Annotated in this window: 17 protein-coding genes; 3 read left to right on the top strand and 14 right to left on the bottom strand. The window is 74.2% G+C overall.

The annotated features are described in order from the left end of the window. Positions 1 to 32: 32 nt before the first annotated feature. The 3 genes from ITJ40_RS05745 to ITJ40_RS05735 are packed head-to-tail and all read right to left on the bottom strand — an operon-like array spanning position 33 to position 2,751. Complete coding sequence (locus tag ITJ40_RS05745) at positions 33 to 503, bottom strand: hypothetical protein (RefSeq protein WP_194666145.1); 471 nt, start codon at positions 501 to 503, stop codon at positions 33 to 35. After that, a complete protein-coding gene (locus ITJ40_RS05740) occupies positions 500 to 1,819 on the bottom strand; it encodes an MraY family glycosyltransferase (protein ID WP_194666144.1) in 1,320 nt (439 codons plus the stop codon). The genes ITJ40_RS05745 and ITJ40_RS05740 overlap by 4 nt, the downstream gene beginning before the upstream one ends. Next, positions 1,816 to 2,751 (bottom strand): L-threonylcarbamoyladenylate synthase, encoded by a 936-nt coding sequence (locus ITJ40_RS05735; protein WP_228511826.1) that lies wholly within the window; start codon positions 2,749 to 2,751, stop codon positions 1,816 to 1,818. Before ITJ40_RS05735 ends, ITJ40_RS05740 begins: the two co-directional genes overlap by 4 nt. A 71-nt stretch (positions 2,752 to 2,822) precedes the next feature. Between ITJ40_RS05735 and ITJ40_RS05730 the strand changes: the two genes are divergently transcribed. Then, a complete protein-coding gene (locus ITJ40_RS05730; RefSeq protein WP_194666143.1) occupies positions 2,823 to 3,476 on the top strand; it encodes an HAD family phosphatase in 654 nt (217 codons plus the stop codon). A gap of 38 nt (positions 3,477 to 3,514) precedes the next feature. Here ITJ40_RS05730 and prmC read toward each other — a convergent pair whose 3' ends face one another. From prmC to argS, 9 genes are all read right to left on the bottom strand, one after another. Further along, positions 3,515 to 4,390, bottom strand: a complete 876-nt coding sequence (gene prmC, locus ITJ40_RS05725) for a peptide chain release factor N(5)-glutamine methyltransferase (protein ID WP_194666142.1) — start codon at positions 4,388 to 4,390, stop codon at positions 3,515 to 3,517. A 24-nt stretch (positions 4,391 to 4,414) separates the two neighbouring features. Beyond that, positions 4,415 to 5,494: a peptide chain release factor 1 gene (prfA, locus tag ITJ40_RS05720; RefSeq protein WP_194666141.1), complete on the bottom strand. Its 1,080-nt coding sequence runs from the start codon at positions 5,492 to 5,494 to the stop codon at positions 4,415 to 4,417. A gap of 5 nt (positions 5,495 to 5,499) precedes the next feature. Continuing rightward, entirely contained in the window at positions 5,500 to 7,980 is a 2,481-nt protein-coding gene (gene rho / locus ITJ40_RS05715; RefSeq protein ID WP_194666140.1) for a transcription termination factor Rho, read from the bottom strand. A gap of 296 nt (positions 7,981 to 8,276) precedes the next feature. Then, positions 8,277 to 9,227, bottom strand: a complete 951-nt coding sequence (gene thrB / locus ITJ40_RS05710) for a homoserine kinase (RefSeq protein WP_194666956.1) — start codon at positions 9,225 to 9,227, stop codon at positions 8,277 to 8,279. 11 nt (positions 9,228 to 9,238) lie between these two features. Next, on the bottom strand, positions 9,239 to 10,315 hold the full coding sequence (gene thrC / locus ITJ40_RS05705) for a threonine synthase (RefSeq protein ID WP_194666139.1): 1,077 nt from the start codon (positions 10,313 to 10,315) through the stop codon (positions 9,239 to 9,241). Further along, positions 10,315 to 11,646 carry a homoserine dehydrogenase gene (locus ITJ40_RS05700; RefSeq protein WP_194666138.1) on the bottom strand — a complete coding sequence of 444 codons (1,332 nt, stop codon included), beginning with the start codon at positions 11,644 to 11,646 and terminating at the stop codon, positions 10,315 to 10,317. Before ITJ40_RS05700 ends, thrC begins: the two co-directional genes overlap by 1 nt. Next, positions 11,643 to 13,142 carry a diaminopimelate decarboxylase gene (locus ITJ40_RS05695; RefSeq protein WP_194666137.1) on the bottom strand — a complete coding sequence of 500 codons (1,500 nt, stop codon included), beginning with the start codon at positions 13,140 to 13,142 and terminating at the stop codon, positions 11,643 to 11,645. Before ITJ40_RS05695 ends, ITJ40_RS05700 begins: the two co-directional genes overlap by 4 nt. Before the next feature lie 167 nt (positions 13,143 to 13,309). Next, entirely contained in the window at positions 13,310 to 14,140 is an 831-nt protein-coding gene (locus ITJ40_RS05690) for a DUF2993 domain-containing protein (protein WP_194666136.1), read from the bottom strand. A gap of 12 nt (positions 14,141 to 14,152) precedes the next feature. Further along, positions 14,153 to 15,817 (bottom strand): arginine--tRNA ligase, encoded by a 1,665-nt coding sequence (gene argS, locus ITJ40_RS05685; RefSeq protein ID WP_194666135.1) that lies wholly within the window; start codon positions 15,815 to 15,817, stop codon positions 14,153 to 14,155. 201 nt (positions 15,818 to 16,018) lie between these two features. Between argS and ITJ40_RS05680 the strand changes: the two genes are divergently transcribed. After that, positions 16,019 to 16,672 (top strand): hypothetical protein, encoded by a 654-nt coding sequence (locus ITJ40_RS05680; RefSeq protein ID WP_194666134.1) that lies wholly within the window; start codon positions 16,019 to 16,021, stop codon positions 16,670 to 16,672. Between the two features lie 9 nt (positions 16,673 to 16,681). Here ITJ40_RS05680 and ITJ40_RS05675 read toward each other — a convergent pair whose 3' ends face one another. Both ITJ40_RS05675 and ITJ40_RS05670 read right to left on the bottom strand, forming a co-directional pair. Further along, positions 16,682 to 17,476: a transglutaminase family protein gene (locus ITJ40_RS05675; RefSeq protein ID WP_194666133.1), complete on the bottom strand. Its 795-nt coding sequence runs from the start codon at positions 17,474 to 17,476 to the stop codon at positions 16,682 to 16,684. 57 nt (positions 17,477 to 17,533) lie between these two features. After that, positions 17,534 to 18,562, bottom strand: coding sequence for a LacI family DNA-binding transcriptional regulator (locus ITJ40_RS05670; protein WP_194666132.1), 1,029 nt, complete (start codon positions 18,560 to 18,562; stop codon positions 17,534 to 17,536). 170 nt (positions 18,563 to 18,732) lie between these two features. On the opposite strand from ITJ40_RS05670, the gene ITJ40_RS05665 reads away from it, so the two are divergent. After that, on the top strand, positions 18,733 to 19,758 hold the full coding sequence (locus ITJ40_RS05665; RefSeq protein WP_194666131.1) for an asparaginase: 1,026 nt from the start codon (positions 18,733 to 18,735) through the stop codon (positions 19,756 to 19,758). Positions 19,759 to 19,760 lie beyond the last annotated feature (2 nt).

Here is a 19,760-nt window from a genome sequence, read left to right as displayed (position 1 = left end):
CGCGTCCACTCGGGATCCTCACGGCCGGGACCTCAGCCGCGATGCGGGCGTACGTCGCTGACGTAGCCCACGCGGGCGCGGGAGATCACGACGAGGTCGAGCGCGAGGGCGCCGACGACGCCGACGACGATCGTCACGTAGAGCACCACGAGGTTGATCCACGGCTGCTCCTTCAGGAGGAACAGGGCGGCCAGGAACACCACGAACTTCACCAGCCACGCCCCGAGGATGGTCCCGAAGAACAGCGTCGGGTAGATCGGCGACGACTGGAAGCGGTTGGTGAACAGGATGCTGCCCGCGGTGAGCCCGAGGAAGAAGAGCGTCAGCGCGCTGCCGATCACGGCACTGAGGAGCCCGCGTCCGCCGTCGACCGCGAAGCCGACGATGCCGCCGACGACGGCGATGGCGAGGGCGAGCACCGCTCCCCCGATGAGGATGCGGGTGAAGACGTCCTTCTTCGCGGGGCGCTCCGAGGGGGCGGGCGCGCTCGGGCTGTCGGTCATGTCGTCTCCTTGGCTGTCCCCGGATGCGGGGCGTCGGTGGGGCGGGTCGCGATGGCTCCCGTGGCGAGCTCCGCGTGCTCGCGCTCCACGGTCTCGAGCTCGGACTCCGTGAGGCGCGCGAGCGGACGGTCGACGGCCGCCTCGTCGAGCGGGTCGAACGCGGCCGCGTCCTCGGACTCCGCGTCGGCGGGCACGAGCTGCGCGGCGGCCTCGAGGCGCTTGCGGCGGCTGAGGGGGGCGAGGGTGACGACGGCGCAGGCGATCATGCCGACCGCGATGAACGCCACGCCCCAGGCGTACGGCTGCACCACGAACATCAGCAGGCAGCCGACGGACACGACGCCGGTCCAGGCGTAGAAGATCAGCGTGGCGTGCAGCCGGGAGTGGCCCATGTCGAGGAGCCGGTGGTGCAGGTGCTTGCGGTCGGCGCTGAAGGGCGACTTCCCGGCCTTCAGCCGCCGGAACACCGCGAGGGCGAAGTCGAGCAGCGGCACGATGAGGATCGCGAACGGCAGGAGGATCGGCAGGAACGCGGGCAGCAGCTGCGAGCGCCCGAAGGTCTCCGGGTTCGGGTCGATCTCGCCCGTGACCGCGATGGCGCTCGTGGCCATGAGCAGCCCGACGAGCAGCGCGCCCGCGTCGCCCATGAACAGCTTGGCCGGGTGCCAGTTGAACGGGAGGAAGCCGAGGCACGCGCCGATGAGGATCGCGCTGATGAGGGACGCGAGGTTGAAGCGCTCGGTCTGGCCGGTGGCCGTGTCCGAGAGCAGGAAGCTGTAGAGGAAGAAGGCGCCGTTCGCGATGATGGCGACCCCGGCGACCAGGCCGTCGAGCCCGTCGATGAAGTTGACGGCGTTCATCACGAGCACGATGGCGAAGATCGTCAGCATGATCGACATCTGCGAGGAGCCGACCGTGAGGCCGCCGATCGGGAGCGAGGAGATCGCGACGCCCTGCCAGGCGAGGAGGCCCGCGGCGAGGATCTGGCCGGCGAGCTTGATCATCCAGTCGAGGTCGTAGATGTCGTCGAGGACGCCGATGACCACGATCATGAGCGCGGCGCCGAGGATCGCGAACACCGGTCCCGGGCGGTCGAAGACGAGGCTGAACCAGGAGACCTGCGAGGCCACGGCGAACGCCACGAGGATGCCCGCGAACATGGCGACGCCGCCGAGCCGCGGCGTCGGGCGCGTGTGCACGTCGCGCGCGCGGATGGCCGGGTAGAGCCGGTAGCGGTAGCCGAGCTTCATGACCACCATCGACAGGACGAGCGTGATGACCGCCGAGACGACCGCCATCGCGGCGTAGTAGGTCACCGGGGGTGCGCGGGAGGATCCGCGGGGGGCTCGGTCGCGGCCGGGCCGGCGGGCGACGGGTCGACCGGCTCGACGAACTCGGGGTACGTCGGGCCGGCCTCGGTCGGCGCGTCGGCGGGTGCGGGCGCCTCGGCGGACGGGGTCGCCCGGTGCGGGTCGGCGGATCCGTCGACGCGCTCGGCGCCGCTCGCCGTGCCGCGCGGGGCCTCGGGCTCGTCGGGGACGGGCGCCGGCTCCGGCTCCGGCTCGGCGGGCGCCGCGACGACGGGCTCGAGCTCGTCGCCGATGAGCTGCTGGATCTGCGCGCGCGTGACGGCGCCCTCGCGCACGATGCGGACGCGGCCGCCGGCCTCGGTGACGCGCGAGGCGTCGACGATGGTGGACGCGGCTCCCCCGGCGGCGCCGCCGTCGAGGAAGACGTCGACCGACTCCCCCAGCTGGTCCACGGCCTCCTGGGCGGTCGCGGCGGCGGGCTGTCCGGTCTTGTTCGCGGAGGAGACCGCGAGCGGTCCGGTCTCGGCGAGGAGCTCGAGCGCGTACGAGTTGGCGGGCATGCGCAGCGCGACGGTGCCGCGGGTCTCGCCGAGGTCCCAGACGAGGGAGGGCTGCGCCACGAGGATCACCGTGAGGCCGCCCGGCCAGAACTCGTCCACCAGGCGGCGGACGACGTCGGGGACGAAGTCGGCGAGGGCGTCGAGCGTGGACTGCCCGGGGATGAGCACGGGCGGCGGGGCGTCGCGCCCGCGGCCCTTCGCGTCGAGCAGCCGCTGGACGGCGTCGGGGTTGAAGGCGTCGGCGGCGATGCCGTAGACCGTGTCCGTGGGGATGACGACGACCTCGCCGCGACCCACCGCCTGTCGGGCGAGTCTCATGCCGGAGAGGAGGTCGGTGTCGACTGAGCAGTCGTAGATGCGCGCCATGTCGTCGCTCATCGTAGCCGAGCGCGGGCCCCGGGCCCTGAGCGGAGGATCCGCGTGGCGCCCGCGCCCGCATACTGGGCGTGATGACCTCCGCGCCCCGCTCCCCCGGCCCCCACGGGCTCCTGTTCGTGTTCGACATGGACGACGTGCTGTACGACCACGACTGGCGGGGGCCCGCCGACCGCATCACCGCCGCGACCGGGCACGACCTGCCGGAGCTGCGCCGCCGCTGGTACAACGACGAGGGCGAGTGGGCGGCGGAGGCCGGCCGCTTCGACGCCGACGCGTACCTCCCCGCGTTCTGCGCCGCGGTAGGCGTCGAGATGGACGAGGACGAGTGGGTGCGCCGCCGCCGCGCGTCGATGGTCGTCCGGCCGTCGGCGCTCGCGGCCGTGGCGCGGGCGCGGGAGGCCGGCCGGATCACGCTGCTGACCAACAACAACGCGCTCGCGGCCCGGCACCTCCCGGAGCTGGCGCCCGAGCTGGTGCCGCTGTTCGGCGTCGAGCACCTGCGGACGTCGAGCGCGTACGGCGCCCGGAAGCCGGATCCGGCCGTGTTCCGCGGGGTGCTCGCCGCGTACGGGCACCCGGCCGAGCGGACGTTCTTCGCGGACGACCGGGCGGACAACGTCGCGTCGGCGCGCGCGCTCGGCATCACCGGGCACCACGTGCGCGGCGACGGGGACCTGCTGCCCGCGGTCGAGGCGTTCATCCGGGCGCACGCGCACGCGGGCTGAGCCGCGGCGACGGTCGCGCCGGATCGCGCGGATCCGCGTCAGCGCAGCGCGGTCGTCGCGCGGTCGCGGCGGGTGAGGTCCTGGTGCGTCGCGGTCGCGCGCCAGCCGTCGGCGTCGAGCAGGGCGCGGATCGCGTCCCCCTGCAGCTCGCCGTGCTCGATGACGAGCGCGCCGCCCGGGTGGAGAAGCCGCCGGGCGGTCGTCGAGACGAGCCGCACGACGTCGAGGCCGTCTGCGCCGCCGTAGAGCGCGAGCGCGGGATCGTGCAGCCGCACCTCGGGGTCGCGCGGCACGGCGTCCACCGGGATGTAGGGCGGGTTCGAGACGACGACGGAGACGGTGCCGTCGAGCTCGGGGAACGCGTCGGCGAGGTCGCCGAGCACGAGGTCCACGTGCGGCGCGAGGCGCTCGACGTTGCGGGCCGTCCACGCGTGCGCCTCGGGTGACACCTCGATGGCGTGCACGCGGGCGTGCGGCACCTCGGTCGCGAGCGCGAGCGCGAGCGCGCCGGATCCCGTGCCGAGGTCGACCGCGACGGGGGCCTCCCCGGACGCGGCCGACAGCGCGTCGATCGCGAGCTGCGCCACGTGCTCCGTCTCGGGCCGCGGCACGAAGACACCGGGTCCGACCAGGAGCTCGAGCGAGCGGAAGTGCGCGACGCCCGTGATGTGCTGGAGCGGCTCGCGACGGGCGCGGCGGGCGGTCAGCGCGAGGACGCGCGCGGCGTCCGGGGCGTCGACGGCCGCGCGCGTGATGGCGCGCGACTGCACCTGCCCGCGCGAGAGGCCGAGGACGTGGCCGACGAGGAGCTCGGCGTCGACCGCGGGATCCTCGATCCCGGCGGCCGCGAGCGCCTGGCCGACCCGCATGCGGAGGGCGTCCACCGTGGCGGGGACGCCCTCCCCGTCAGCCATGGGCGAGCGGGACGCGCGCGTGCGTCACGCGTCCGTCCCGAGCGCGTCGAGACGCGCCTCCTCGTCGGCCTGGATGCAGGACTCCACGACCGGGTCGAGGGCGCCGTCCATCACGGCGTCGAGGTTGTACGCCTTGTACCCCGTGCGGTGGTCCGCGATGCGGTTCTCCGGGAAGTTGTACGTGCGGATGCGCTCGGACCGGTCCATCGTGCGGATCTGGCTGCGGCGCACGGCCGAGGCCTCCGCGTCGATCTCCTCCTGCTGCTTCGCGAGGACGCGCGCGCGCAGCACGCGCATCCCGGCCTCGCGGTTCTGCAGCTGGCTCTTCTCGTTCTGCATCGCGACCACGATGCCCGTGGGCAGGTGGGTGATGCGGACGGCGGAGTCGGTCGTGTTGACCGACTGGCCGCCGGGGCCGGACGAGCGGTACACGTCGATCTTGAGGTCGTTGGGGTCGATCGCGACCTCCTCGACCTCCTCGACCTCGGGGATCACGAGCACGCCCGCGGCCGAGGTGTGGATGCGCCCCTGCGACTCGGTCGCCGGCACGCGCTGCACGCGGTGCACGCCGCCCTCGTACTTGAGGTGCGCCCACACGCCGAGCGCGGGGTCGTCCGAGGTGCCCTTGATGGCGACCTGCACGTCCTTGTAGCCGCCGAGGTCGCTCTGCGTCTGGCTGAGGACCTCGGTCTTCCAGCGGCGCGACTCGGCGTAGTGCAGGTACATGCGGAGCAGGTCGGCGGCGAACAGCGCGCTCTCGGCGCCGCCCTCCCCCATCTTGATCTCCATGATCACGTCGCGCGCGTCGTCGGGGTCGCGCGGGATCAGGAGCCGCCGGAGCTTCTCCTGCGCCTGATCCAGCGCCTGCTCGAGGCCGGGGATCTCGTCGGCGAACGCCGCGTCCTCCTCGGCCAGCTCGCGCGCGGCCGCCAGGTCGTCGCCCAGCTGGGTCCACTCCGCGTGCGCGGCGACGATCCGGCTCAGCTCCGCGTAGCGGCGGTTGACCTTGCGCGAGCGCGCCGCGTCGGCGTGCAGCTCGGGGTCGCCCAGCTGCTGCTGGAGCTCCTCGTGCTCCTCCAGCAGCTGGACGACGGACTCGAACACGGGCGTCAGCCCTTCTCGTGCGCGCCGTGCCCGTGGCTCTGGTGGGACACGCCGTTGCCGGTGTTGGGCATGGAGGCCTGGACCTTCATGAGGAACTCGACGTTGGACGTCGTCTCCTTCAGGCGGCTGAGGACGATCTCGAGGGCCTGCTGCTGCTCGAGCCCGGCGAGGGCGCGGCGCAGCTTCCAGGTGACCTTGACCTCGTCGGCGCCCATGAGCATCTCCTCGCGGCGCGTGCCGGAGGCGTTGACGTCGACCGCGGGGAAGATCCGCTTGTCGGCGAGGGCGCGCGAGAGGCGGAGCTCCATGTTGCCGGTGCCCTTGAACTCCTCGAAGATGACCTCGTCCATCTTGGATCCGGTCTCCACGAGCGCCGTGGCGAGGATCGTGAGCGATCCGCCGTGCTCGATGTTGCGCGCCGCGCCGAAGAAGCGCTTCGGCGGGTAGAGCGCCGACGAGTCGACGCCGCCCGAGAGGATCCGGCCCGACGCGGGAGCGGCGAGGTTGTACGCGCGGCCGAGGCGGGTGATGGAGTCGAGCAGCACGACCACGTCGTGGCCGAGCTCCACGAGGCGCTTGGCGCGCTCGATGGCGAGCTCGGCGACCGTGGTGTGGTCCTCGGCGGGGCGGTCGAAGGTCGAGGCGATGACCTCGCCCTTCACCGTGCGCTGCATGTCGGTGACCTCCTCGGGACGCTCGTCGACCAGCACGACCATGAGGTGGACCTCGGGGTTGTTGGTGGCGATGGCGTTCGCGATGGCCTGGAGCACGAGGGTCTTGCCGGCCTTGGGCGGCGAGACGATGAGGCCGCGCTGGCCCTTGCCGATCGGCGACACGAGGTCGATGATCCGCGTCGTGAGCTTGTTGGGCTCGGTCTCGAGGCTGAGGCGGTCCTGCGGGTAGAGCGGCGTGAGCTTGCCGAACTCGACGCGGTTCGCGGCCTCCTCGGGCGGCAGGCCGTTGACCGAGTCGATCTTCACGATGGCGTTGTACTTCTGGCGGCTCTGGCTGTCGTTCTCGCGCGGCTGGCGGATGGCGCCGACGATGGCGTCGCCCTTGCGCAGCGAGTGCTTCTTGACCTGGCCGAGCGAGACGTAGACGTCGTTCGTGCCGGGCAGGTAGCCGCTCGTGCGCACGAACGCGTAGTTGTCGAGGACGTCGAGGATGCCGGCGACGGGCAGGAGGACGTCGTCCTCGGTGACCTCGGGCTCGAAGTCGTCGCCGCCCTGGCCGCGGCCGCGCTTGCGGTCGCGGTACCGGCTGCGGCCGCCGCGGTCGTCGTCGCGACCGAGGTCGGCGCGGGCCTGGTCGGCGCGCACGTCCTGCGTCCGGTCGCCCTGGCCACGGCCGTTCTGGCGCTGGCGCCCGGTGCGGGCCTCCTCCTGCGCCTCGTCGTCGGCGTCGGGCTCGCGGGGGGCCTGCTGCGGCTGGCCCTGGTCGCGGCCGTTCTGCTGCTGGTCGTCCTGGTCGCGTCCGCGGTCGCGGTTGCGGCGGTTGCGGCTGCGGTTGCGACCGCCCTCGCGACCCTCGCGGCCCTGGTCGTCGCGGCGTCCGCCCTGGTCGTCGGCGTCGCGGTCGTCGCGCTGGCGGTCGCCCTGCTCCGCGGCGGGGGCCTCGTCGGATGCGTCCTGGGCGGGAGCGTCCTGCGCGGCGCCGCGGTCGGCGCCGTCCTGGGCGTCGCGTCCGCCACGGCGGCGGCCGCGGCCGGAGCGCTGGGTCGGGGCCTGCTCCTCGGCGGGCGCATCGGCGGCGGGCGCCTGTGCGTCGGCCTGCGCGTCAGCGGGGACGAGCTGGTCGGCGGTCTGGCCGCTGTTCACGTGCTGCGCGGCCTGGCGCGGGGCCTCGGTCGCGGGGTCGACGACGCCGGAGCTCGTGGCCCGACGGGATCCGCGGCCGGAGCGCACGGGCGCCTCGGTGCGGGGGGCCTCGGTGCGGGGCTCCTGCGTGCGGCCGCCCGTGGCCTCGGCGATGCGCGCCTCGAGCCCGGTGCCCGCGGGCTCGGCCGCGGGCACCTCGACGGTCTCGGCGATGCGCTCGGGCACGATGCGGGCGGTGCTGGCACGGCGGGATCCGCGGCCGGAGCGCGCGGGCTGCTCGGCCGGCGCCTCGGCGGCGGGCGCCTCGGCGGGCTCGGAGGCGGCGGGCACCTCGGCAGGGGTCGTGTCCGCGGTCGGGGCGGCGTCGGCGGCCGGGGCGGCGTCGGCGACGACGGGCTCCGCGGCGGGAGTCTCCTCGACGGCGGCGGGCACGGCGGCCTCGGGAGCCGCCTCGCTCGTCTCGGCGGGCGCGGCGGCCGCGGGAGCCGCCTGGTCGGCGGGGGCGGTGAGCCCCCGGGCTGCCTGGAGCTCGGAGATCGCGGTCACGAGCTCGCCCTTCCGGAGCTTGGAGCCGCCCGGGATCCCGAGCTCGGAGGCGATCGCCTGGAGCTGGGAGACGCGGAGCGCGCTCAGGTCCGCGGTGGTGGCGCGGGTGTCGACATCGGTCATGTGCGTGGGTCCTTTCCCCGATCCGGCGGGACGAAGCCCGTGCGGAGGAGAGCCGATCGCGTGTGTCTCTGCGAAAGCGGCGGACGGTCTGATTCCGTCCGGAGCTGCTGTCGGGCACGGAGGCACGGGATCTTGCAGAGACGACAGCGGGTGAGTGGTGAGGAACGACCACCGGGACCGGATCTCCGACGCGCATGCGTGGATCCGTTGATTCCGGGGTCGAGCAGAGCCTAGCACCCGGCGCCCCGCCCGCGGAGGGATCGGCGCGCCGGGTGCGCGGGAGCCGCGCGATCCGGCTAGGCGGCGGGAGCGGATCCCTCGGCGACGACCTGGACGGTCGAGCCCTTGACGTCCACCGCGAGCATGAGCGCGGTCCACGGGTTCGTGCTGCGCTCGGCGACGAGCTCGGCCGCCGTGAGGCGCTGGCCCGGGTCGCTGCCGAGGACGAGGAGCGAGGGCCCCGCGCCCGAGACGACGGCCGCGTAGCCGCGCTCGCGCAGCAGGTGCACGAGCTCGTTGGTCTCGGGCATCGCGGCGGCGCGGTAGTCCTGGTGCAGCCGGTCCTCGGTGGCGGCGAGCAGCAGCTCGGGGCTCTGGATCAGCGCCGCGATGAGCAGGGCCGAGCGCGACACGTTGAAGATCGCGTCCTCGTGCGGCACCGACTCCGGCTGCAGGCTGCGGGCGAGCGCCGTGGACATGGTCGCGACGGGCACGAGCACGAGCGGCGAGACGCCGCGGTGCACGGCGAGCTTCTTGTGCTGCGGGCCCTGGCCGTCGACCCACGCGATGGTGAGGCCGCCGAAGAGCGCGGGCGCGACGTTGTCGGGGTGGCCCTCCATCTCGGTGGCGAGGCGGAGGAGCGCGTCGGCGTCGATCTCGACCGTGCCGGCGAGCAGGCCCTGGGCCGCCATGATGCCGGACACGATGGCGGCGCCCGAGGACCCGAGGCCGCGGCCGTGCGGGATCCGGTTCTCCGCCACGAGGTCGAGGCCCGGCATGGGCTGGTCGAACGCGGCGAACGTGTGGGCGATGGCCGTGACCACGAGGTTCGTCTCGTCGGTCGGCACCTCGCCCGCGCCGACGCCGCGCACGTCGACCGTGGCGCCGGGCGCGTCGCGCACCGTCACCGTGAGGTCGTCGTACAGCGCGAGCGCGAGGCCGAGCGTGTCGAAGCCGGGCCCGAGGTTGGCGCTCGTCGCGGGCACGCGCACCTGCACGCGGCGCCCGATCGCGAGCGCCGAGGTCATCGGACCGTCGGTCACGACGCGACCAGGTCGAGCACGCCCGCGATCTCGGCGATGTCGACGCCCACGCTCGTGGGGGCGACGTCCGAGCCGTCCGCGGTGCGGAGCGCCCACTGCGGGTCCTTGAGGCCGTGGCCCGTGACCGTGAGGACGACCGTGGCGCCCTTCGGGATCTGCCCGGCCTCGGCGCGCTCGAGGAGCCCGGCGACGCTGATGGCCGACGCGGGCTCGACGAAGATGCCGACCTCGGCCGAGAGGATGCGGTGCGCCTCGAGGATCTTCGCGTCCGAGATCGCGCCGAAGTACCCGTCGGTGAGCAGCTGCGCCTCGAGGGCGAGCTTCCACGACGCGGGGTTGCCGATGCGGATCGCGCTGGCGATCGTGTCGGGGTCCCTCACGATGGCGCCGTCGACGATGGGCGCGCTGCCCGCGGCCTGGAAGCCGAACATGCGCGGGAGCTTCGTGGCGTTGCCCGCCTCGAGGTCCTCGCGGTAGCCGCGCGTGTACGCCGTGTAGTTGCCCGCGTTGCCGACGGGGATGAGGTGGAAGTCGGGCGCGTCGCCCAGCACCTCGACGACCTCGAACGCGCCCGTCTTCTGGCCCTCGATGCGGTCGTTGTTGACGCTGTTGACGAGGTGCACGGGGTAGTTCGCGCTGAGCTCGCGCGCGATGTCGAGGCAGTCGTCGAAGTTGCCGCGCACCTGGAGGAGCTGCGCGTCGTGGGCGACGGCCTGGCTGAGCTTGCCCATCGCGATCTTGCCCTCGGGCACGAGGACCGCGGCCGTGATCCCCGCGTGGGTCGCGTACGCCGCGGCCGACGCCGAGGTGTTGCCGGTGGACGCGCAGATGACGGCCTTCGCGCCGTGCTCGACGGCCTTCGAGATCGCCATGGTCATGCCGCGGTCCTTGAACGATCCCGTCGGGTTCATGCCCTCGTACTTGACCCAGACCTGCGCGCCCGTGCGGGCGGACAGGGCGGGCGCGGGGATGAGCGGCGTGCCGCCCTCCCCGAGCGTGATGATGGGGGTCGCGTCGGTGACGTCGAGGCGGTCGGCGTATTCGCGGAGCAGTCCGCGCCATTGGTGGGCCATCAGGCTCCTTCTACTCGGAGGACGCTCGCGACTGCCGTCACGGCGTCGAGGTCCGCGACCGCGTCGACGGTGGCCCGGAGGGCCGCGTCGGTCGCGCGGTGCGTGCCGATCACCAGGCTAGCGGTGGGCCGGGCGCCCGCCCCTCCCGCCACGGGGGCCTGGTGCGTGGTCTGCTCGAGCGTCTCCACGGAGACGCCGTGCTCGCTGAACAGCTGCGCGATCCGGGCGAGCACGCCCGGCTCGTCCGCCACCTGCAGCGTGATCTGGTACTGGGTCGTGATCGCGCCGACGGGCAGCGTCTCGAGGTCGGCGTGCGTCGACTCGGCGACGCCCGGACCGCCCACGACGTGCCGGCGCGCAGCCGAGACGACGTCCCCGAGGACGGCGGACGCGGTCTGCACTCCCCCGGCGCCCGCGCCGTAGAACATGAGGTCGCCCGCGGCCTCGGCCTCGACGAAGACGGCGTTGTTCGCGCCGTGCACGGCGGCGAGCGGGTGGTCGCGCGGCACGAGCGCCGGGTAGACGCGGGCCGAGACGGCGTCGCGGCCGGTGGCGGGATCCGTGAGGCGCTCGCAGATGGCGAGCAGCTTGATCACGTAGCCGGCCTTGCGGGCGGAGTCGAACTGCGCGGCGGTGAGGCCCGTGATCCCCTCGCGGTGCACGGCCTCGACGGGCACGCGCGTGTGGAAGGCGAGGCTCGCGAGGATGGCGGCCTTCTGCGCCGCGTCGTGGCCCTCGATGTCGGCCGTGGGATCCGCCTCCGCGTAGCCGAGCTCGGTGGCCGTCGCGAGGGCCTCGTCGAAGCCGAGCCCGTGGGTGTCCATCTCGTCGAGGATGTAGTTCGTGGTCCCGTTGACGATGCCGAGGATCCGCTCGACCCGGTCGCCCGCGAGGCTGTCGCGCAGGGGCCGGATGATGGGGATCGCCCCTGCCACCGCCGCCTCGTAGTAGAGCTGCGCGCCCACCTGCTCGGCCGCCTCGAAGAGCTCGGGTCCGTGCGTCGCCAGGAGCGCCTTGTTGGCGGTCACGACGTCCGCGCCGGAGGAGATGGCCGCGAGGATGTGGGTGCGCGCCGGCTCCATGCCGCCCATGAGCTCGATGACGATGTCGGCCCCGAGGATGAGCGACTCGGCGTCGGTGGTGAGGAGCTCCCGGGGCACCGACGGGTCGCGCGGCGCGTCCTGGTCGCGGACCGCGATGCCCACGAGCTCCAGCCGCGCGCCCACGCGCTGGGCCAGCTCCTCGCCGTGCTCCCGCATGAGGCGCGCCACCTGGGTGCCGACCGAGCCGCAGCCCAGCAGGGCGACGCGCAGGTTCCGGTACTCGATCATCGTGCTCCGTTCACGTCGGGGGAAGCGGCCGCGGGCGTGCCCGCGTCGCGCGCCAGCAGGTCGGCCTCGGTCTCGCCGCGCACGATGACGCGCGCCCGGCCGTCGCGCACGGCGACGACGGGCGGGCGGCCGATCCAGTTGTAGTTGCTCGCGAGCGCCCAGCAGTAGGCGCCGGTCGCGGGGACGGCGACGAGGTCGTCGGGGCGCACGTCGCCCGGGAGGTAGTCGGCGAGGACGACGAGGTCTCCGCTCTCGCAGTGCATGCCGGCGATGCGCACGAGCGCGGGATCCGCGTCCGAGGCGCGGCCCGCGATCCGCACGGAGTAGTCCGCGCCGTAGAGGGCGGGGCGCGCGTTGTCGCTCATGCCGCCGTCGACGCTCACGTAGCGGCGGACGGCGGTCTCCGCCTCCTCCGCGACGCGCGGGTCCTCGACGTCGCCCGTGGCGGACTCGGCCTCGGCCACCTCGCCGTCGACGCCGCCGACGGTCACGAGCACGTCCTTGACGGTCCCGACCGAGTACAGCGTGACGGTCGAGGGGCCGACGATGCTGCGGCCGGGCTCGACCGCGATGACGGGCACGGCGATCCCCCGGCGCCCGCACTCGTCGCCGACGATGCGCGTCAGACGGCGCGCGATCTCGGGCACGGGCACCGGCCGGTCGACCGACGTGTACGCGATGCCGAAGCCGCCGCCGAGGTTGAGCTCGGGGACGGGGCCGTCGTCGAGCAGCCGCTCGTGCAGGTCGAGGAGCCGGCGGGCGGACTCGACGAAGGCGTCGGTCTCGAAGATCTGGCTGCCGATGTGCGCGTGCAGGCCCGTGAAGGAGAGGGACGCGTGCGACCGGATCCGCGCCACGAGGGCGGGCGCGTCGGCCAGCGTGATGCCGAACTTCTGGTCCTCGCGGGCCGTGGCGAGGTACTCGTGCGTGTGGGCGTGGACGCCGCTGTTCACGCGCAGGCGCACCGGCTGCACGCGACCGTGCGCGGCGGCCGCGGCGGCGACGCGGTCGACCTCGATCGCGCTGTCGATGACGATCTGCCCGATCCCCGCGCCGACCGCGCGGTCGATCGCGGCGACCGGCTTGTTGTTGCCGTGGAAGCCGAGGCGGGCGGGATCCGCCCCGGCCGCGAGCGCGACGGCGAGCTCCCCGCCGGAGCAGACGTCGATGTGGAGGCCCTCCTCGACCATCCAGCGCGCGACCTCGATGCTGAGGAACGCCTTGCCCGCGTAGTAGACGCGCGCCGTCGTGCCGACCGCAGCAGCCTCCCGCGTGAACGCCGCGAGGGTCTCCGCCGCGCGGGCGCGCACGTCGTCCTCGTCCATCACGTACAGGGGCGTGCCGTAGCGCGCGGCCAGCTCGGTCGCGGGCACGCCCGCGATGCGGATGACGCCGTCGTCGTCGCGGGCGGCGCCGCGCGACCAGACGGCCGGATCCAGCGCGTTCGCGTCGTCGGGGAGCTGCAGCCAGGACGGGGCCAGCGGGTTCGCGGTCACGGAGGTCACCTGTTCGTACGCGGGGCGGACGTGCGGGATGGCGAGCGGACCCGGTGTGGTCCCTGGAGCCGAGGGGGGCGGTGCGAGCCATCCTACCGAGGCGGGCCGGGGCCCCCCGCGCATGTGACGTCGGCCGCGGGCGACCGGTCGCGACCCCGTCGGAGCCGCTAGCCGCAGCTGCCGGTGACGCCCAGCGAGTCGCGCGTGAGCTTCACCGTGGACGACTGCACGGTCATCGACGCGCGGCCGTCGGCGATCGTCACGTCCTGCACCTGGACACCCGCGGGGAGGTAGTGGGCGACGCACACGGGGTAGGTGATGTCGCGGATCCCCTGGAGGGTCTTCGCGAGGTCGATCTTGAACGATCCGGCCTGCAGGTCGACCTCGGTGGGCGTGATGACGATGGTGGAGCCGTCGCGGAGGACAGGCTGCGCGGCCACGGTGTAGCCGAACGTGAGGCCGAGGACCCGCGTGGAGCCGGAGTAGCCGAGCGTGCCGTCGCCGAAGCGCAGGTCGGGCGGCGTGCCGGCGGTCTTCGCCAGCAGGGCGCTCGCGGGATCCTGGTCCATCGACACGGTGGCGACCACGTCCCCCACGGTGCGCTCCTGGTCGGTCGGCACGTCGGTGGCGACGATGTGCGCCTGGAACGGCGTGCCGTCCGCCTCGAGGTTCGGCCCGTCGAGCACGACGCGGTCGAGCCTCCCCCGGATGAGCTGCGGGATGACCCAGTCGCCCTCGATCGAGACGTCGACGCGTCCCGTGATCTGGCCGGGCAGCTGGTCGGCGATCTGCTTCTCGGCCTGGTCCTGGGCGACCCCGCGCACCGTCTGGTCGATGATCCGCAGCCCGAAGGCGAGCCCGACGCCGATCACGGCGAGCACGAGGAGCCAGATGAACACCGTGCCGCCGCGCGGCCCGCGACGGCGCCGCCTGGCCTCCCGCGGGTCGCGGCGCTCGGGCGCCCCGAAGACCTCCGTGCCCAGGAACCGTCCCGCCATGATCCGCTCCCCCTACATGCGCTCGGGGGCCGAGACGCCCACGAGGTCGAGTCCGTTGGCGACGACCTGCCGCACCGCGTCGTTCAGCCACAGGCGCGTGCGGTGCAGGTCGGTGACCTCCTCGTCGCCGCGCGGGACCACCCGGCAGCTGTCGTACCAGCGGTGGTAGGAGCCCGCGAGCTCCTCGATGTAGCGCGCGACCCGGTGCGGCTCGCGCAGCTCGGCCGCCTGGGCGACGATGCGCGGGAACTCCTGCAGGAGGCCGAGGAGCGCCGACTCGGTCGGGTGCGTGAGCAGCTCCGGCGCGAAGGCGGAGCGGTCGACGCCCGACGCCTCGGCGTTGCGGTCCACCGCGCAGGTCCGCGCGTGCGCGTACTGCACGTAGAAGACGGGGTTGTCGTTGGTGCGCTTGCCGAGCACCGCGAGGTCGATGTCGAGGTTCTGGTCGGCGGACGAGCGCACGAGCGCGTAGCGGCCCGCATCCACGCCCACCGCGTCGACGAGGTCGTCCAGGGTCACGATGGTGCCGTTGCGCTTGCTCATCTTCACGGGCTCGCCGTCGCGCAGCAGGTTGACCATCTGGCCGATGAGGATCTGCAGGTTGACGCCCGGGGTGTCGCCGAACGCCTCGACCATGGCCATCAAGCGGCCGACGTAGCCGTGGTGGTCGGCGCCCAGCATGATGATGTTCTGCTCGAAGCCGCGCTCGCGCTTGTCGAGGTAGTAGCCGAGGTCGCCCGAGATGTAGGCGGGCTCCCCCGTGGAGCGGATGATCACGCGGTCGCGGTCGTCGCCGAACGTGGTGGTGCGGAGCCAGACGGCGCCGTCCTCCTCGAAGACGTGGCCGAGCTCCTTGAGGCGCGCCACGGCGCGGTCGACGGCGCCGGACTCGTGCAGCGAGTCCTCGTGGAAGAAGACGTCGAAGTCCACGCCGAAGTCGTGCAGCTTCTGCTTGATCTCGCCGAACATCAGCTCGGTGCCGGCGCTCCGGAACACCTCCTGCTGCTCCTCGCGCGGCAGGGCGTCGATGTCGCCCGCGTACCCCTCCACCACGCGCGCGGCGATCTCGCCGATGTAGGCGCCGCCGTAGCCGTCCTCGGGGGTGTCCTCGCCGAGGTGGCTCGCGAGGAGGCTGCGCGCGAAGCGGTCGATCTGGGATCCGTGGTCGTTGAAGTAGTACTCGCGCGTGACGTCCGCGCCCTCGGCCTGGAGGATGCGGGCGAGGCTGTCGCCGACCGCGGCCCAGCGCACGCCGCCCAGGTGGATGGGGCCCGTCGGGTTCGCCGAGACGAACTCGAGGTTGATGCGGATCCCGTCGAGCGTCGTGCCCCGGCCGTACGCCGGACCGGCCTCGACGATGGTGCGCGCGAGGGCGCCCGCGGCGGCCGCCTCGAGCGTGATGTTGATGAAGCCGGGACCCGCGACGTCGACCTTCGCCACCTGCGGGAGCGCGCCGAGCGCCTCGGCGATGTCGGCCGCGATGGTGCGCGGGTTCTCGCCCAGGGGCTTCGCGATGCGCATGGCGATGTTGGTGGCCCAGTCGCCGTGGTCGCGGTTGCGCGGGCGCTCGAGCACGACCATGTCGGGGCTGAGCGCGAGGGCGTCGCCACCCGGTCGTCGTCCTGCCGTCCGGGCCACGATGTCGAACAGGGCGCCGGTCAGGTCAGGGGTCGTCATGGGGATCGATCCTACCGGCGGGCGCGGCCCGTCCTGCCCGTCACGCGTGCCCGCGCGCGCTCCTCCCGGCGCGCCGGGAGCGTCCCAGCGGGGCCCCGTCCGGCCTCGGTAGGGTGTCGATCCCGCCTCCCGCTCGTGGCACCATCGCCGCGCGCCGAGCGTCGCACCCCGCGGCGCGCCCGGATCCGAAGGAGCACCACCATGCCCGCCCGCCTCCCCGCGCCCACCCGCTCCCTCCGCGCGCGCACCGTCCCGGCCGCCGCGGCCGCCGGCCTCGCGGTGGCCATGCTCCTCGCGGGCTGCTCGAACCCCGCTCCCCTGCAGCCCACGACGCCGGACCCGTCGGCGAGCGCGGGCGGCAGCGGCGGCGGCGAGGCCCCGGGCGGCGGATCCGGCAGCGGAGCCGCCGCCTCGCCCACGCCCGCGCCGCCCAAGGGCACCCCGGTCAGCACCACGTGCGCCCAGCTCCTGCCCGACCTCGCCGAGTTCGGGAAGGGCTTCGCGAGCGAGGCGCTCCCTGCCGACACCTCCACCGACGGCCTGCGCGCCGACGTCCTCACGATGCAGGGCATCGCGTGCGCGTTCCGGTCGTCGGACGGCACCGCGGTCGAGATCGACGTGGCCCAGCCCGTCGCCGCGGAGCTCCAGTCCCGCCGCGACGCCGCCATCCTCCTGGCGGACCCCATCGCGGGCTACCCGTCCGGCGTCGAGGCCTACTTCGAGCTCGAGGACGCCGTCGGCGTCGCCACCATCTACTCCTCGAAGCACATGATCGTCATGCGCTCCGCGTCGTTCTACGAGCCGGGCGACCACGCCGACCTCGGCAACGCGGTGCTGACGACCGTCGGCGGCTGATCCGGCGCGTCAGCCCAGGCGCACGGCCGCGGCCGCGTCGTCGACCGGCAGCTCGTCGACCGTCGCCAGGACCTCCATGCGCGAGATGGTCACGAGGCTCCGCGTGTTCGTGAGGAACGCGGTGTCGGACGCGTCGCGACCCGTGGAGATCCGCAGCAGGCTCTGCCGCGGCGCGAGCCCGGTCGCGTCGACGACGTGCCACGCGCCGTCGACCCACGCCTCGGCGACCGCGTGGAAGTCCATGGGGCTGAGGCCCGGCGCGTACACGGCCGCGAGGCGCGCGGGCACGTCGAGAGCGCGGAGCATCGCGATCACGAGGTGGGCGTAGTCGCGGCAGACGCCGCGGCGGGCGAGCAGCGTGCGGACGGCGCCGTCGGTCGGGAGGCTGGATCCCGGCGCGTACCGGAGCGACCCGGCGACGAACGCGCGCACGGCCGCGAGGAGGGGCAGGCCGTCGAGGCCGCGGAACTCGCCGCGGGCCGTGGGGAACAGCGTGTCCGACTCGCAGTAGCGGCTCGGGCGGCGGTAGATCCACAGGTCGACGTCGTCGACGGGCGCGGGGTCTCGGCGGCCCGTGACCGTGGCGCGGTACTCCATCGTGAGGGCTCCCGCGCCGGTCGTCAGCACGTGCAGGCGGGTGTCGTGCCGGTCGACCACCTCGGTCGCCTCGATCGGGCGGCCGTCGATTGCGAAGGAGAGGTGCTCGGACGCGATCTCCGCGCCCCGGGCGACGGCGACCGCGAAGGCCATCTCGCTCTCGCCGGATACCTGCAGCTCGAGCATGGAGGAGACGTCGCGGCGCATGCGTCCATCGTGGCATCGGATCCGCTCGACCCCGTGCGCGCCCGGCGTCACCGCCGCTCAGCGCGTGCGGGGCCCCGTCGACGCGCGGGCGACGAGCATCGGCTCGAGCATCCGGGAGGCGGCCTCACGCCCGTCGACGAGCGCGAGGAGCGTCTCCAGCGCGAGCCGCCCCATCTCGTGCACGGGCGAGCGCACGCTCGTGAGCCCGATGGATCCGGATGCGGCGAGCGCGGTGTCGTTGTAGCCGACGAGCGCGACGTCGTCGGGCACCGACAGGCCCGCGTCGCGCAGCGCCCCCATCGCGCCGATCGCCGCGAAGTCGTTGGTCGCGAAGAGCGCGTCCGGCGCCGGGCCGTCGCGCAGCACCGCCTCGGTCGCCTCCCGGCCCGCCGCCGCGTCGAAGCCCCGCTGGATCACGCGCTCGGGCGGCACGGGCATCCCGGCCGCGGCGTACGCCTCGAGGAAGCCGCGCGTGCGGTCGACCGCGGTGGACGCGAAGGACATGCCCGCGAGCACGGCCGGCCGGGTGCGTCCCTCGGCGATGAGGTGCTCGGCCGCGAGCCGGCCGCCCGCCACGTCGTCGCACGTGACGGCCACGTGGTCGCCGCGGCGACGGGAGACGAGCACGAAGGGCACGCCCTCCTCGGCCAGCTCGTCGAGCAGCGGGTCGTCGAGGTGCGCGTCGCCGAAGATCATGCCGTCGACCCGGCGGTCGAGCATGCTCCGGGTGCGGCTGCGCTGGAGGTCCGGCCGGTCGAGGCTGTTCGTGACGAAGGTGGAGATGCCGCGCTCGGTGGCCGCCTCGTCGATGCCCTCGTAGACGGTGGCGAGCACGTAGTCCTGGAGGCGCGGGACCAGGACGCCGACGAGGTCGGAGCGGGAGGTGCGCAGGCTCGCGGCGTGCGGATTCCGCCGGTAGCCGCTGCGCTCGGCGATGTCGAGGATGGCGGCGACGGTCTCGGGCCCGGCCCACCGGCCGGGGTGCTCCTCGCGGGAGTTGAGCACGCGGGAGACGGTCGTGATGCTGACGCCGGCGAGCTCGGCGATCATGCGCTGCGTGGTGGGCGGCTGGCGCTTCCGGGTCACTCGTGGCTCCTCACCCGGATCAGCATGGCACAGCGCCCGGCACCGGCAGCGGGCGACCCGCGGGTGGCCGACGGGCGCCCGACGGGGAAACATCCCCGCAACAGGACGGCAACGTGATCGTTCGACGCAAACCATTGACGCAATCGTTTGTGCATCGCAGGATCGTCCGCATGCCCCACGTCCTCGTGCTCGCCACCGGCGGGACCATCTCCTCGCGCGCACGCGCCGACGGGTCCGCGGTCGCCGCCGATCCCGCCGAGCGCCTGCTCGGATCCGTGCCCGCCCTCCCGCCCGGCGTCACCGTCGCCACGCGCGACATCCTCCGGGTCAACTCGTTCGCGCTCACGCACGGCGACCTCCGCACGATCGCGGACGCGGTCGCCGAGGCGCTCGCCCGCGACGACGTCGACGGCGTGGTCGTGACGCACGGCACGGACACCCTCGAGGAGACGGCGTTCCTCCTCGACCTGGTGACGGACGACCCGCGGCCCGTGGTGCTCACCGGCGCCCAGCGCTCGGCCGACGACCCGGAGGGCGACGGACCCGGGAACCTGCGCGACGCCATCGTCGTCGCCGCGTCGCCCGAGGCACGCGGGGCCGGCGTGCTCGCCGTGTTCGCCTCGCGCGTCCTCGCCGCCGACGGGCTGGTGAAGGCCCGCACGCTCGATCCCGACGCCTTCGCCGCCCGCGACGGCGCGCCCCTCGGCCGCGTCACCGGCGACGCCGTCCGGATGACCCGCCGGCCGCGCGCGCTCCCCGTCCTCCCCGCGCCCACGCCCCGCTTCGACCGGATCCGCGTGGACTGCGTCACCGTCCACCCCGGCGCCGACGCCGTGCTCTTCCGCGCCGCGATCGCCGCGGGCGCCGCGGGCCTCGTCGTGGTGGGCACGGGTGCCGGCAACGCGAACCTGGCGCTCGTGCCGGAGATCCGCGCGGCCGTCGACGCGGGCGTCCTCGTCGCGCTCGGCACGCGCGTGGCCGAGGGACCGGTGGCCGGGATCTACGGCGACGGCGGCGGGGCGGACGCCGTGCGCGCCGGCGCCGTGCCCATCGGCCGGCTCTCCGTGGCGCAGGCCCGGATCCTCGTGGCCCTGCTCCTCGACCACCGTCCCGTCGACGAGGCGCGCCGCCTGCTGGCCGCCGCCGCCGACCCCGCGCTCCCCCTCCCGACCCCGGCCGGCGCCCTGCCTGCCTGACC

This window comes from Clavibacter sp. VKM Ac-2872, assembly GCF_015351105.1.
GTDB lineage: Bacteria > Actinomycetota > Actinomycetes > Actinomycetales > Microbacteriaceae > Clavibacter.
The sequence above is the reverse complement of the archived record's forward strand: the minus strand, read 5'-3'. Positions and strand labels throughout refer to the sequence as shown.

Excerpts from the sequence above, each read along its gene's own strand:
- ITJ40_RS05745 (WP_194666145.1), bottom strand. The coding sequence starts at position 503 with ATGACCGACAGCCCGAGCGCGCCCGCCCCCTCGGAGCGCCCCGCGAAG.
- ITJ40_RS05735 (WP_228511826.1), bottom strand. The coding sequence starts at position 2,751 with ATGAGCGACGACATGGCGCGCATCTACGACTGCTCAGTCGACACCGAC.
- ITJ40_RS05730 (WP_194666143.1), top strand. The coding sequence starts at position 2,823 with ATGACCTCCGCGCCCCGCTCCCCCGGCCCCCACGGGCTCCTGTTCGTG.
- prmC (WP_194666142.1), bottom strand. The coding sequence starts at position 4,390 with ATGGCTGACGGGGAGGGCGTCCCCGCCACGGTGGACGCCCTCCGCATG.
- rho (WP_194666140.1), bottom strand. The coding sequence starts at position 7,980 with ATGACCGATGTCGACACCCGCGCCACCACCGCGGACCTGAGCGCGCTC.
- thrB (WP_194666956.1), bottom strand. The coding sequence starts at position 9,227 with ATGACCTCGGCGCTCGCGATCGGGCGCCGCGTGCAGGTGCGCGTGCCC.
- thrC (WP_194666139.1), bottom strand. The coding sequence starts at position 10,315 with ATGGCCCACCAATGGCGCGGACTGCTCCGCGAATACGCCGACCGCCTC.
- ITJ40_RS05700 (WP_194666138.1), bottom strand. The coding sequence starts at position 11,646 with ATGATCGAGTACCGGAACCTGCGCGTCGCCCTGCTGGGCTGCGGCTCG.
- ITJ40_RS05690 (WP_194666136.1), bottom strand. The coding sequence starts at position 14,140 with ATGGCGGGACGGTTCCTGGGCACGGAGGTCTTCGGGGCGCCCGAGCGC.
- argS (WP_194666135.1), bottom strand. The coding sequence starts at position 15,817 with ATGACGACCCCTGACCTGACCGGCGCCCTGTTCGACATCGTGGCCCGG.
- ITJ40_RS05680 (WP_194666134.1), top strand. The coding sequence starts at position 16,019 with ATGCCCGCCCGCCTCCCCGCGCCCACCCGCTCCCTCCGCGCGCGCACC.
- ITJ40_RS05675 (WP_194666133.1), bottom strand. The coding sequence starts at position 17,476 with ATGCGCCGCGACGTCTCCTCCATGCTCGAGCTGCAGGTATCCGGCGAG.
- ITJ40_RS05665 (WP_194666131.1), top strand. The coding sequence starts at position 18,733 with ATGCCCCACGTCCTCGTGCTCGCCACCGGCGGGACCATCTCCTCGCGC.